The following is a 13294-nucleotide window of genomic DNA, read 5'->3' as shown; positions in this document are numbered from 1 at the left end:
CGCTATCAAGTATTGACGACCATGCTGAAAACACTCGATGTCGTTGCGGCAATCATCGAAAAAGACAATAAAATTTTACTGGCGCAGCGCCCCATGCATGCCGATCAGCCGGGCCTGTGGGAGTTTGCCGGTGGAAAGGTGGAAGCCGGAGAAACGCAGCCCGAAGCGCTGATCCGCGAGCTGCAGGAGGAGTTAGGGATCCACGCGCGACCGTCGTACTACGTGGCAAGCCACCAGCGGGAAGTGTCACAGCGGTTAATCCATTTACACGCCTGGCACGTGCCCCACTTCAGTGGTGAGCTAACGGCGCACTACCACAGCGCCCTGGTGTGGTGTACGCCTGAAGAGGCGTTTGACTACCCCTTAGCCCCGGCGGATATTCCGCTGCTGGAAGCCTTTATTCTTTTACGCGACGCCAGACCAGTGGATTCGTACTGATGGTGCGTTCATCGCGCTGGCACTGCAGCAGGATGCCGTCCGCTTTCACCACCGCCCCTTCTGAGTAGTTCTGATCCTGATAGATGCAGCACTGGTTACAGGGCTGCGCTCTCTGGCCGCTGGAGCTAAAGACCTCCGGCGGTACGTTCACTTCCACATCCGGGCGAATGCGGTCAGCCTGCGCGCCAGCGCTCAGCATCAAACATAACGCGGTCATCACGTAACGGTTCATAGACTTCTCTTCCTGTTGTGTCCTGATAATGACTATAACGGTTAATCATCGCGGAACCTTTAATTTATCTCGTCATCGCTTTTGGTTATGACGCCGCACTGGTCATTAATTTCCCTTTCGACATAAATTTCTGCTTGCTTCGCAAAGCGGTACGGGTGGTATAGTCAAAAAAACAACACAAATCGTATAAGACACATACGGAAATTATCATAAGAGGTTCTTATATCTATGGATCAGACACGCACTCTGGAAAGTTTTCTCACCCATGTTCAGCAGCGCGACCCGCATCAGAGCGAGTTTGCGCAGGCCGTACGTGAAGTAATGACCACCCTGTGGCCCTTCCTGGAACAAAACCCACGTTATCGTCAGATGTCTTTGCTTGAGCGCCTCGTCGAACCTGAGCGCGTGATCCAGTTCCGCGTGGCGTGGGTGGACGACCGCAATCAGGTGCAGGTGAACCGCGCGTGGCGCGTGCAGTTTAACTCGGCTATCGGGCCGTTTAAGGGCGGGATGCGCTTCCACCCTTCAGTGAACCTGTCGATTTTGAAATTCCTTGGCTTTGAGCAGACCTTTAAAAACGCGCTCACTACCCTGCCGATGGGCGGCGGTAAAGGCGGCAGCGATTTTGACCCGAAAGGCAAAAGCGAAGGCGAAGTGATGCGCTTCTGCCAGGCGCTGATCACCGAGCTTTATCGCCACCTTGGCCCGGACACCGACGTCCCTGCTGGTGATATCGGCGTGGGCGGGCGTGAAGTGGGCTTTATGGCCGGAATGATGAAAAAGCTCTCAAACAACAGCGCCTGCGTCTTTACCGGCAAAGGACTCTCCTTTGGCGGCAGCCTGATCCGCCCGGAAGCGACCGGCTACGGTCTGGTCTATTTCACCGAAGCGATGCTGAAACGCCACGGCTTAGGCTTCGAAGGCATGCGCGTGGCGGTCTCCGGCTCCGGCAACGTGGCGCAATATGCCATCGAAAAAGCAATGCAGTTTGGTGCCCGCGTGGTCACCGCGTCTGATTCCAGCGGTACCGTTGTGGATGAAGCCGGCTTCACGGCTGAGAAACTGGCGCGTCTGTGTGAAATCAAAGCCAGTCGCGATGGCCGCGTGGCCGATTATGCCCGCGAGTTTGGTCTGACCTATCTTGAGGGTAAACAACCGTGGGGCGTGCCGGTGGATATCGCCCTGCCGTGTGCAACCCAGAACGAACTGGACGTTGAAGCCGCCCGCACCTTAATCAGCAATGGCGTAAAAGCGGTAGCCGAAGGGGCGAATATGCCAACCACCATCGAGGCGACCGATCTGTTCCTGGAAGCAGGCGTACTGTTTGCACCGGGCAAAGCCGCCAACGCCGGCGGCGTGGCAACGTCCGGTCTGGAGATGGCGCAAAACGCCGCGCGTCTGGGCTGGAAAGCAGAGAAAGTGGATGCCCGTCTGCACCACATCATGCTGGATATTCACCACGCCTGCGTAGAGTACGGCGGTGAGGCCTCGCAAACCAACTACGTGCGTGGTGCGAATATCGCCGGGTTCGTGAAGGTGGCGGACGCGATGATTGGACAAGGTGTGATTTAAGTTTTAACGTGCGGCCGGGTGCCCTCTCCCTTTGGGAGAGGGGAAAAAAACGAGGGTATCAGGCCGCGCTCTTTTTCTTTTTAAACGGTTTCTTCGCACCACCACCCGGTGCCACCATTCCTCTGAACCGCTTCACCGGCGTGCTGCGTGCCTGATCGATCAGCTGGTACAGCGTCCCCACCAGCGGCTGCATAAAGTCCTGATAACGGCACTGTTTCTCGCTGATTTGCGTCAGCACCGATTCCCAGTGCGCCGTCATATCCGGCCTGGCGGCCAGCTCCGGCAGGGAGTGGATTAATGCCCTGCCCGGCTCGGTGGAGTGAATATAGCGCCCTTTTTTCTCCAGGAAGCCGCGTTTGAACAGCAGCTCGATGATCCCCGCGCGGGTCGCTTCAGTTCCCAGCCCGTCAGTGGCGCGCAGGATCTTTTTCAGCTCTTTGTCCTGTACAAAACGGGCAATCCCGGTCATGGCGGAGAGCAGCGTCGCATCGGTGAAATGGCGTGGTGGCTGCGTCTGGCGCTCTACCACTTCCCCTTTCTCACACAGCAGCTCGTCGTCTTTAGCCACTACCGGCAGCGGAGTGCCGTCGTTCTCTTCGTCACGCTCTTTGTTGCCAAGCAGCGTACGCCAGCCCGCTTCCGCCAGAAAACGCGCTTTGGCAATAAATTTGCCTTTGGCGATCTCCAGCTCAATGACGCACTTGCGGAACACCGCGTCCGGGCAGAACTGCATCAGATATTGACGCGCGATCAGGTTATAGACCTTCGCTTCGTTCTCCGTCAGGTTGACGTTGCTGGCCCGCGCCGTCGGGATGATCGCATGGTGGGCATCGACTTTTTTATCGTCCCAGCAGCGGTTATGGGTATCCGGGTTGACGACCGGCTGCGGCAGCAGATCCGGCGCATGCACGCCGATGGCGTTCATCACCGCGTGGCGTCCGGCAAAGTGCTCTTCAGGCAGGTAGCGGCTGTCTGAACGCGGATAGGTGATGAGCTTGTGGGTTTCGTAGAGCTTCTGGCAGATATCCAGCACGTTCTGCGCGCTCAGGCCAAAGCGCTTCGCGGCCTCAATCTGCAGGGCAGAAAGTGAAAACGGCAGCGGTGCGGGTTCGGATTCCCGTTTATCGTTATAGCTGGTGACGATGGCAGGTTGACCGGTGATCCGGTTGACCACGTGCTCCGCCAGCGGACGGTGCAGCAGACGGCCTTCTTCATCCTGATACGATTCGCAGGCATCGCTCGGCTGCCAGACGGCGGTAAAACGCTCCTCTTTCGGGGTGACGATGTGCGCTTTCACTTCGAAGAAATCTTTGGCGACGAAGTTTTCAATTTCTTCATCACGGCGCACCACCAGCCCCAGCACCGGCGTTTGCACGCGGCCTACGGAGAGTACCCCCTGATAGCCGGCATTCCGCCCAAGGATCGTGTAGGCGCGGGTCATGTTGATCCCGTACAGCCAGTCTGCGCGCGCGCGGGCTAACGCGGACACGCACAGCGGGATAAACTCGCTGTTGGCGCGCAGACGTGAAATCGCCCGCTCCACCGCCTGCGGGTTGAGGTCGTTAATCAGGCAGCGCTGCACCTGCTGGCGTTTTTCCGGCGCCAGCTCCAGATAGTCCAGCACTTCATCCACCAGCAGTTGTCCTTCCCTGTCCGGGTCACCGGCGTGGACAACTTCAGACGCTTCATGCAGAAAGCGCTTAATGACGTTGAGCTGTTTGGTGACGGAGGGGCGCGGTTGCAGGCGCCATTTTTCCGGCACGATAGGCAGATCGTTGAGGTTCCAGCGGGCATAGCGGCTGTCGTAGACGTCTGGCTGTGCCTGCTCAAGCAGGTGACCAATGCACCAGGTGACCACCTGCCCGTTACCGCATTCAATAAAGCCGTCGCCTTTGCGATGCGGCTTCGGCAGCACATCGGCGATGGCACGAGCCAGACTCGGCTTTTCGGCAATAAACAACCGCATCGAATTAACGGATCTCAATCATCGGTCGGCCACCGCGCGCGGTCACCAGTTCGCCGATCGCCGTCAGGGTAATACCAAACTCGGCGGCCGTTGCCTGCACCTCGGCTTCTGACTCCGGCGTGACTGCCAGCAGCAGACCACCCGAGGTTTGCGGATCGCACAGCAGGTTACGCCACTCTTCAGGCATTTCGCCCATCAGATGACCATAGCTGGCAAAGTTACGCTGAGTACCGCCCGGCACGGCGCCCTGGGCAATGTACGCTTCCACGCCTGGCAGCTTCGGCACGTCCTGATACCAGACCTGCGCCTGCACACCCGCGCCCTGACACACTTCAGAGAGATGCCCCAACAGGCCAAAACCGGTGACGTCGGTCATCGCCTTCACGCCGTCGATATTGGCGAAAGCGGCACCGGCCAGGTTCATCTGGCACATCACTTCCGTTGCCAGACCTTTATGCTCGGGTTTCAGCAGGGATTTTTTCTCGGCGGTGGTCAGCACGCCAATGCCCAGCGGCTTGGTGAGGAACAGCTTGCAACCCGCCTGCGCGGTGCTGTTGCGTTTGACGCGCTCGGTAGGCACCACGCCCGTGACCGCCAGACCGAAGATCGGCTCCGGCGCATCAATAGAGTGACCACCGGCCAGGGCAATCCCCGCCTGCTGGCAGGCAAAGCGTCCGCCCTCAATCACCTGGCGGGCTATTTCTGGCGCAAGGGTGTTGATCGGCCAGCCCAGAATCGCAATCGCCATAATCGGTTTACCGCCCATCGCGAAGATATCGCTGATGGCGTTGGTCGCTGCGATGCGCCCGAAATCGAACGGGTTATCGACAATCGGCATAAAGAAGTCAGTGGTACTGATAATGCTGGTGCCGTTACCCAAGTCATAAACCGCTGCATCGTCACGCGTTTCGTTGCCAACAAGCAGGTTCGGGTCGACAAACTTCGCCTGTTCACTGTGCAGGATGGTTTCCAGCACTTTGGGGGAAATTTTACAACCGCAACCGGCTCCGTGGCTGTATTGCGTTAAACGAATGGTTTGCTCGCTCATGGACATCTCCTGTCAATGCAATCGCGCTATGGTAGCGCTCATTCCTTAAAGAGGTAAGTATGACTGTCTGAATTCTGCGGCAGATGCTCAGAATCCAGACAGTTTAGCGCGCGTTATCAGAAACGGCTGACGAAAGGCGTGGTGTCCGGCACGCTAATGGTGCTGGAGGCTTTAAGCTGAGGGGTGCCGAGATAGAGGAAACCGACGATTTTGTCATGCTCGCCGCAGTTGAGTCCGTCGCGCACCGCCGGGCTTTCAGTTAGTGGCCCGGTACGCCAGATACCGTTGAAGCCTTGTGCAACAGCGGCCATCTGCATCGCCATCACCGCGCATCCCGCCGACATCTCCTGCTCCCATACCGGCACTTTATGCTCCGCCTGACACTTCGCCACGACGGCGATAATCATCGGCGCACGGAACGGCGCATTACGGGCTTTATCGATCCCTTTCTCATCCTGACCGGCGGCAACCGCCCCCTGCTCCAGCAGCTGGCTGAAGCGCTCGCGGCCTTCACCTTCAATAATAAAGAAGTGCCACGGCTGAAGTGTGCCGTGATCCGGCGCACGCATACCGGCACGCAGAATGTTCTCCAGCTGCTCACCCGCTGGCGCAGGTTCCGCCAGACGTGACGCGCTACGGCGGTTAACAAGCAGTTCAAGTGCGTCCATTGGTTAACTCCTTTCTTGAAATTTACTCACAAAATTAACACGACGGCAGATTTTGTTACAGCCTGGCAGGCGATTCCTGCTGACAAGTGGCGGTTGGGTCATTACGATAACCCAACATTACCGTCCAGTGGCGACGGAAACAGTCATTTTCTGGTTAGGGAGAATACATGCGAACCCTTTGGCGAATCTTTGCCGGTTTCTTTAAATGGACGTGGCGACTGCTCAATTTCGTCCGCAACCTGGTGATGAACCTCGTTTTCATCCTCCTGGTGCTGGTTTGCGCGGGCATCTGGATGCACATCAGTAACGCAAACCAGTCACAGCATTCGACGCGCGGCGCGCTGCTGCTCGACATCACCGGCGTGATTGTCGATAAGCCTTCCACCAGCAATCGTCTGGGAGTGATTGGTCGTCAGCTGTTCGGCGCTACCTCGGACCGCCTGCAGGAAAACTCCCTGTTCGATATTGTCGATACCATTCGTCAGGCAAAAGATGATCGCAACATTACGGGTATCGTGCTGGATCTGAAAGATTTTGCCGGGGCCGACCAGCCTTCTATGCAGTACATCGGCAAAGCCCTGCGTGAATTCCGTGACAGCGGTAAACCGGTGATCGCAATAGGCGACAGCTACAGCCAGGGGCAATATTATCTGGCGAGCTTTGCCAATAAAATCTGGCTTTCACCTCAGGGTACGGTCGACCTGCACGGCTTTGCCACGAACGGGCTTTACTACAAATCTCTGCTCGACAAGCTGAAGGTCACCACCCACGTGTTCCGCGTCGGTACGTATAAATCTGCCGTTGAGCCATTTATCCGTGATGACATGTCTCCTGCCGCCCGTGAAGCGGACAGCCGCTGGATTGGTGAGCTGTGGCAGAACTACCTGACCACAGTTGCCAGTAACCGCCAGATTACCCCTGCACAGGTCTTCCCTGGTGCTCAGGGCGTGCTGGACGGCTTGCGCAAGGTTGACGGCGATACCGCGAAATATGCGCTTGATAACAAGCTGGTCGATGCCCTGGGAACCAGCGCGGAGATCGAAAAGTCCCTGAGCAAACAGTTCGGCTGGAGCAAAGAGGATAAAAATTACAGCGCGATCAGCATGTACGATTACGCGGCGAAAAAACCGGATGAGAGCGGTGACAGCGTTGCGGTCGTCTTCGCCAATGGCGCAATCATGGACGGTCAGGAGACTCCGGGGAACGTCGGGGGTGATACCACCGCGTCGCAGATCCGTGACGCGCGTCTTGACCCGAAAGTGAAAGCGATTGTGCTGCGTGTGAACAGCCCGGGGGGCAGCGTCAGCGCCTCTGAAGTGATCCGCGCCGAGCTGGCCGCTGCGCGTGCAGCAGGTAAACCGGTGGTGGTTTCCATGGGCGGCATGGCGGCTTCCGGCGGTTACTGGATCTCAACCCCGGCTAACTACATCGTCGCTAACCCAAGCACCCTGACCGGATCAATTGGCATCTTCGGGGTGATCAACACGGTAGAGAACAGCCTGGATTACCTGGGTGTGCATACGGATGGTGTGGCCACTTCACCGCTGGCGGATGTGTCGGTAACCAAATCCCTGCCACCTGAAGTGTCCGAGATGATGCAGCTCAGCATTGAGAATGGCTACAAGCGCTTTATCACGCTGGTCGCTGACTCGCGTAAAAAGACGCCGCAGCAGATCGACGAAATTGCTCAGGGCCACGTCTGGACAGGACAGGATGCGAAGAGCAACGGCCTGGTCGACAGCCTGGGTGACTTTGATGACGCGGTGAAGAAAGCCGCCGAACTGGCGAAGCTCAAACAGTGGCATGTTGAATACTATCAGGATGAGCCGTCGTTCTTCGATATGGTGATGGACAGCATGTCCGTCTCCGTGCGCGCCATGTTGCCGGAAGCGCTGCAGGCTTATCTGCCAGCGCCTGTCGCCACGGCCGCTAAAGCGATGAAAGCGGAAAGCGATAAGCTCGCGGCGTTTAATGATCCACAAAGTCGTTACGCGTTTTGCCTGACCTGCGCAAACGTACGTTAAACCCCGTCCCCTCTTCCGGTGAAGAGGGGATTTTTTTCTTTTGAAGAACAAGAAATCACTACCATGCAGAAGAAATCGATTTATGTAGCCTACACTGGCGGTACCATCGGGATGCAGCGCTCTGAAAACGGCTATATTCCTGTGTCCGGTCATCTTCAACGTCAGCTTGCCCTGATGCCGGAATTCCACCGCCCGGAAATGCCTGACTTTACCATCCACGAGTACGAGCCGCTGATGGACTCCTCCGACATGACGCCGGAAGACTGGCAGCATATCGCGGATGACATCAAAGCCCATTACGACCAGTACGACGGCTTTGTGATCCTGCATGGTACCGACACCATGGCCTTTACCGCCTCGGCGCTCTCCTTCATGCTGGAAAACCTGAGCAAACCGGTGATTGTCACCGGCTCGCAAATTCCGCTGGCGGAACTGCGCTCGGATGGACAGATTAACCTGCTTAACTCTCTCTATGTGGCGGCGAACTACCCGATTAACGAGGTCTCGCTGTTCTTCAACAACCGTCTGTATCGTGGCAACCGTACCACCAAAGCGCACGCCGATGGGTTTGACGCCTTCGCCTCTCCAAACCTGCAACCGCTGCTGGAAGCGGGTATTCATATTCGTCGTCTGGGCACGCCGCCTGCGCCGACCACCTCAGGCGAGCTGATCGTTCACCCGATCACTCCGCAGCCGATCGGTGTGGTAACCATTTATCCGGGCATCTCTGCTGATGTGGTGCGTAACTTCCTGCGCCAGCCGGTAAAAGCGCTGATTTTGCGCTCCTACGGTGTGGGTAACGCGCCGCAGAACAGTGAATTCCTGAAAGAGCTGCAGGAAGCGAGCGAGCGCGGGATTGTGGTGGTTAACCTGACGCAATGTATGTCCGGCAAGGTCAATATGGGCGGCTATGCCACCGGTAACGCTCTGGCGCATGCGGGGGTGATCAGCGGATTCGATATGACCGTCGAGGCCACACTGACTAAACTTCATTATTTACTGAGTCAGGATCTGGACATCCAGTCCATTCGCAGCGCCATGATGCAAAACCTGCGCGGCGAACTGACCCCGGACGAATAAGGAGGCCTCATGAAGCAACGCGCCCTGTTACTGGTCGATTTGCAAAATGATTTCTGCGCGGGCGGCGCACTGGCCGTCGCAGAAGGTGACAGCACGGTCGACGTGGCCAATACCCTGATTGACTGGTGTAAATTGCGCGGTGAAGCCGTTGTCGCAAGCCAGGACTGGCATCCGGCCAACCATGGCAGTTTTGCCAGCCAGCACGGCGTTGAACCCTTCAGCCAGGGTGAGCTCGACGGTCTGGCGCAAACCTTCTGGCCCGATCACTGCGTGCAGCAAACGGAAGGCGCCGCGCTACATCCGCTGCTGAATCAGAAAGCCATCGACGCGGTGTTTCATAAAGGCGAAAACCCGGCTATTGACAGCTACAGCGCCTTTTTCGATAACGGACATCGTCAGAAAACGGCGCTGGACGCGTGGTTACGTCACCACGAAATCACCGAGCTGATTGTGCTGGGTCTGGCAACCGATTACTGCGTGAAGTTTAGCGTGCTGGACGCGCTCCAGTTGGGTTATACGGTCAGCGTCATCACCGACGGCTGTCGCGGGGTGAACATTCAACCGCAGGACAGCGCGCAGGCGTTTATGGATATGGCCGCTGAAGGCGCGACGCTGTATATGCTGGCAGACTGGCTGGAGACGCAGGCGTAGTCTTTTATGCCGGGGGGCGGCTTCGCCTTTCCCGGCATTTCCACTCCGATCCCCATAAAGTGAACTCCCTCGCATCACAAGCGAAGCGGCAATGCTATGCTTTTCAGGCTGTTTTTTCGCCACGCTTTTTCTGTGGCGTGGTTATTTTTATTCTGTCAAAGAGGAACACCTATGAAACGTTTGCCATTGCTGGCAGCTTTACCCTTGCTTTGCGCGTCAGTTGCTTACGCCGCTCCCCTGATGTCCGTGGGCTACTTTAACGGCGGTGGTGATGTCACTGCCGGACCCGGCGGCGATATCAATACGCTTGATGTTCGCCAGATCACCCACCTGAACTATTCGTTTGGCCTTATCTACAATAACGAAAAAGACGAAACCAACGCCGCATTGAAAGATCCGGCGAAGCTGCATCAGATCTGGTTATCTCCGAAAGTGGCGTCCGATCTGGCGCTTATCCCACAGCTTCGTAAACAAAACCCGAATTTAAACGTTCTGCTTTCCGTCGGCGGCTGGGGTGCCCGTGGTTTCTCGGGCGCAGCAGCCACCAAAGAGAGCCGCGCGGTGTTTATCCGCTCGGCGCAGGAGATTGTTGAGAAATACGGTCTGGACGGGATCGACCTTGACTGGGAGTACCCGGTAAACGGCGCATGGGGGCTGGTCGCAAGCACGCCTGCTGACCGGGATAACTTCACCTTCCTGCTGAAAGAGCTGCGTGCCGCCTTCGGGCAGAAAAAACTGGTCACGATTGCGGTTGGGGCCAATGCGGAAAGTCCGAAAAACTGGGTCGATGTGAAAGCCATCGCTCCCCTTCTCGACTATATCAACCTGATGACCTACGACATGGCGTACGGCACTCAGTATTTTAACGCGAACCTGTATGACTCCAGCGCCTGGCCGACCGTGGCGGCAGCAGATAAATACAGCGTTGATTTTGTGGTGAACAATTATCTGGCCGCGGGGCTGAAGCCACAGCAGATGAACCTTGGGATTGGTTTCTATGGGCGCGTGCCAAAACGCGCTGTGGAACCGGGCATTGACTGGAGTAAGCCCGATGCGCAAAACAATCCGGTGACACAGCCTTACTTCGGCCCACAGGAGATCGGGTTGTTCAGATCACTCGGTTATGACCTGACCAAAGATACCTACGTGAAGTACAACGATATCGTGAAGAAACTGCTAAACGACCCGCAAAAGCGCTTTACTGAACACTGGGACGACCAGGCGAAAGTGCCGTGGCTTTCCGTGAAGGGCGCCGACGGGAAGGATCTGTTTGCCCTCTCGTATGAGAATCCACGTTCCGTCGCTATCAAAGCGGACTATATCAAAGAGAAAGGTCTGGCAGGCGCAATGTTCTGGGAGTATGGGGCGGATGATAACAACCAGTTAGCGAAGCAGTTGGCGGAGTCGCTCGGGATCTCGCACAAGTAATGAGGCAATCAAACCCTCTCCCACAAGGAGAGGGTTGAGTGAGGGCATCAACCCACACCGTTATTGTATTTTCATCGTCGCAATCGGCTTTGGCGTGATACCAAACTCTTCCTTCAGTTCACGCTTGCTCTTCATCACCATCTGGCCGTTGGTATCGATTGTCATGTGCTGCGCATCGGTATTGTTGCGCGCCTGCCACAGCATGACCAGCTGCAGACTGTTCTCTTTTTGCTCCGGGGTTAAGGCAACGCCATCAGGCCATTTCCCCAGCTCAACGGCGGTGACCAGACGCTGATAAACCTCCGGCGTCATACCGTTAATCATGTCATCAATATTCACGATCTCTCCCTTTTAAAGGAATAATTTGCTGAATCGTTTTTTCAACCTTTAATCTGGTCGCCGTTTTCATCGTCGCTAAAGCTCAGAGAAGCTGAGTTAACGCAGAAACGCTCGCCCGTTGGCTGAGGGCCATCCGGGAAGACATGCCCCAGGTGCGCATCGCAGTTGCCGCAGCGAATTTCGGTACGCACCATCCCGTGCGACGAGTCAGTTAAGTAGCGGATCGCGTCATCGCTCACCGGCTCGTAAAAGCTCGGCCAGCCGCAGCCAGAATCGTATTTCGTTTGTGAATTGAACAGGGGGGCGTCACAGACCAGGCAATGGTATACGCCATCGCGTTTGTTGTGCAGTAAACGCCCGGTAAATGGCGGCTCCGTGCCGTGATTCTGCGTCACGTAAAACTGCATTTCTGTGAGGTTTTTTTTCAAATCGTCAGGGTTACGTTGGTTCGACATATGCTTACATCTCGCTGTAGAAACAGACACCTTTTAACCCGGATTCTAACAAAACATTAACACCCTTGCGTGCACTTTTGATCTAAACTTATGTGTCGCGAAAAGGCGGTCAGGCAATTGTGATCATGCTCACATATTTATCCTGCGAGGCCTTTAAAATTCCGGGCGCAGCCCCCATGTGGTTGCTAGCTCAAAGGGAAAGTGAGGCGAGTCAGTCGCACAAACGTTAGTCACAGGATTGATTTGTCGCAATGATTGACACGATTCCGCTTGACGCTGCGTAAGGTTTTTGTAATTTTACAGGCAACCTTTTATTCACTAACAAATAGCTGGTGGAATATATGACTATCAAAGTAGGTATCAACGGTTTTGGCCGTATCGGCCGTATTGTTTTCCGTGCTGCTCAGAAACGTTCTGACATCGAAATCGTTGGTATCAACGATCTCCTGGACGCTGAATACATGGCGTACATGCTGAAGTACGACTCAACTCACGGTCGTTTCGACGGCACCGTTGAAGTGAAAGACGGCCACCTGGTTGTTAATGGCAAAACCATCCGCGTTACTGCTGAGAAAGACCCAGCTAACCTGAAATGGAACGAAATCGGTGTTGACGTTGTTGCTGAAGCAACCGGTATCTTCCTGACCGACGAAACTGCGCGTAAACACATCACCGCGGGTGCGAAAAAAGTTGTTCTGACTGGTCCTTCCAAAGACAACACCCCAATGTTCGTTCGTGGTGCTAACTTCGAAACTTACGCTGGCCAGGATATCGTTTCTAACGCATCCTGCACCACCAACTGCCTGGCACCGCTGGCAAAAGTTATCAACGACAACTTCGGCATCATCGAAGGTCTGATGACTACCGTTCACGCGACCACCGCTACTCAGAAAACCGTTGACGGCCCGTCTCACAAAGACTGGCGTGGCGGCCGTGGCGCGGCTCAGAACATCATCCCATCCTCTACCGGTGCTGCTAAAGCGGTAGGTAAAGTACTGCCAGAACTGAATGGCAAACTGACTGGTATGGCGTTCCGCGTTCCAACTCCTAACGTATCCGTTGTTGACCTGACCGTTCGTCTGGAAAAAGCTGCTTCTTACGAAGACATCAAGAAAGCAATCAAAGCTGCTTCCGAAGGCCCAATGAAAGGCGTTCTGGGTTACACCGAAGACGACGTTGTATCTACCGATTTCAACGGCGAAGTATGCACTTCCGTGTTCGATGCTAAAGCAGGTATCGCACTGAACGACAACTTCGTTAAACTGGTATCCTGGTACGACAACGAAACTGGCTACTCTAACAAAGTACTGGACCTGATCGCTCACATCTCCAAATAAACTGGAATGAGTGCTTGATCCAAAAAGGCGACTTCGGTCGCCTTTTTTATTTATAA

At 55.7% G+C, this 13294-nt stretch carries 13 protein-coding genes; 7 read left to right on the top strand and 6 right to left on the bottom strand.

Translation table 11 applies throughout. From position 1 onward, the window contains the following. Positions 1-21: 21 nt before the first annotated feature. Positions 22-438 (top strand): pyrimidine (deoxy)nucleoside triphosphate diphosphatase, encoded by a 417-nt coding sequence (locus ACMWKA_RS12735; protein ID WP_045295809.1) that lies wholly within the window; start codon positions 22-24, stop codon positions 436-438. Here the strand turns inward: ACMWKA_RS12735 and ACMWKA_RS12730 are convergent. Continuing rightward, positions 398-670 carry a YnjH family protein gene (locus ACMWKA_RS12730; RefSeq protein WP_013097042.1) on the bottom strand — a complete coding sequence of 91 codons (273 nt, stop codon included), beginning with the start codon at positions 668-670 and terminating at the stop codon, positions 398-400. The two genes, ACMWKA_RS12735 and ACMWKA_RS12730, sit on opposite strands and share 41 nt — an antisense overlap. A gap of 228 nt (positions 671-898) precedes the next feature. Here ACMWKA_RS12730 and gdhA point away from each other — a divergent pair, with 228 nt between their 5' ends. Next, on the top strand, positions 899-2242 hold the full coding sequence (gene gdhA, locus ACMWKA_RS12725; RefSeq protein WP_020688396.1) for an NADP-specific glutamate dehydrogenase: 1344 nt from the start codon (positions 899-901) through the stop codon (positions 2240-2242). Between the two features lie 58 nt (positions 2243-2300). Here the strand turns inward: gdhA and ACMWKA_RS12720 are convergent, their stop codons facing one another. The 3 genes from ACMWKA_RS12720 to ACMWKA_RS12710 all read right to left on the bottom strand — a co-directional run bounded on the left by ACMWKA_RS12720 (position 2301) and on the right by ACMWKA_RS12710 (position 5924). Beyond that, complete coding sequence (locus ACMWKA_RS12720) at positions 2301-4208, bottom strand: DNA topoisomerase III (protein ID WP_038979877.1); 1908 nt, start codon at positions 4206-4208, stop codon at positions 2301-2303. Positions 4209-4212: 4 nt separating this feature from the next. Next, entirely contained in the window at positions 4213-5256 is a 1044-nt protein-coding gene (selD, locus tag ACMWKA_RS12715; RefSeq protein ID WP_014831513.1) for a selenide, water dikinase SelD, read from the bottom strand. A 116-nt stretch (positions 5257-5372) separates the two neighbouring features. Then, positions 5373-5924 (bottom strand): NAD(P)H nitroreductase, encoded by a 552-nt coding sequence (locus tag ACMWKA_RS12710; RefSeq protein WP_013097046.1) that lies wholly within the window; start codon positions 5922-5924, stop codon positions 5373-5375. Positions 5925-6091: 167 nt separating this feature from the next. Here ACMWKA_RS12710 and sppA point away from each other — a divergent pair, with 167 nt between their 5' ends. The 4 genes from sppA (at position 6092) to ACMWKA_RS12690 (ending at position 11107) form a co-directional block, all read left to right on the top strand. Then, positions 6092-7948: a signal peptide peptidase SppA gene (sppA, locus tag ACMWKA_RS12705; RefSeq protein ID WP_020690337.1), complete on the top strand. Its 1857-nt coding sequence runs from the start codon at positions 6092-6094 to the stop codon at positions 7946-7948. A 63-nt stretch (positions 7949-8011) separates the two neighbouring features. Further along, positions 8012-9028: an asparaginase gene (gene ansA / locus ACMWKA_RS12700; RefSeq protein ID WP_013097048.1), complete on the top strand. Its 1017-nt coding sequence runs from the start codon at positions 8012-8014 to the stop codon at positions 9026-9028. A 9-nt stretch (positions 9029-9037) separates the two neighbouring features. Further along, complete coding sequence (gene pncA / locus ACMWKA_RS12695; RefSeq protein ID WP_246932025.1) at positions 9038-9679, top strand: bifunctional nicotinamidase/pyrazinamidase; 642 nt, start codon at positions 9038-9040, stop codon at positions 9677-9679. Positions 9680-9850: 171 nt separating this feature from the next. Beyond that, complete coding sequence (locus ACMWKA_RS12690) at positions 9851-11107, top strand: glycoside hydrolase family 18 protein (RefSeq protein ID WP_414760303.1); 1257 nt, start codon at positions 9851-9853, stop codon at positions 11105-11107. A 60-nt stretch (positions 11108-11167) separates the two neighbouring features. Here ACMWKA_RS12690 and ACMWKA_RS12685 read toward each other — a convergent pair whose 3' ends face one another. Together ACMWKA_RS12685 and msrB are read right to left on the bottom strand one after the other, a co-directional pair. Continuing rightward, the gene (locus ACMWKA_RS12685) at positions 11168-11446 is read right to left on the bottom strand and encodes a YeaC family protein (protein WP_013097051.1); all 279 of its coding nucleotides are present in this window, start codon (positions 11444-11446) and stop codon (positions 11168-11170) included. A gap of 41 nt (positions 11447-11487) precedes the next feature. Beyond that, positions 11488-11901: a peptide-methionine (R)-S-oxide reductase MsrB gene (gene msrB, locus ACMWKA_RS12680; RefSeq protein WP_013097052.1), complete on the bottom strand. Its 414-nt coding sequence runs from the start codon at positions 11899-11901 to the stop codon at positions 11488-11490. A gap of 341 nt (positions 11902-12242) precedes the next feature. On the opposite strand from msrB, the gene gapA reads away from it, so the two are divergent. Continuing rightward, positions 12243-13238: a glyceraldehyde-3-phosphate dehydrogenase gene (gapA, locus tag ACMWKA_RS12675; protein ID WP_013097053.1), complete on the top strand. Its 996-nt coding sequence runs from the start codon at positions 12243-12245 to the stop codon at positions 13236-13238. The last annotated feature ends 56 nt before the right edge of the window (positions 13239-13294 follow it).

Origin of the sequence: Enterobacter sp. 03-F-07-AD-ECC (assembly GCF_047530935.1) — a bacterium.
Lineage (GTDB): Bacteria > Pseudomonadota > Gammaproteobacteria > Enterobacterales > Enterobacteriaceae > Enterobacter > Enterobacter cloacae.
Note: the sequence above shows the minus strand (reverse complement) of the source record. Positions and strands in the feature narration are given on the sequence as shown.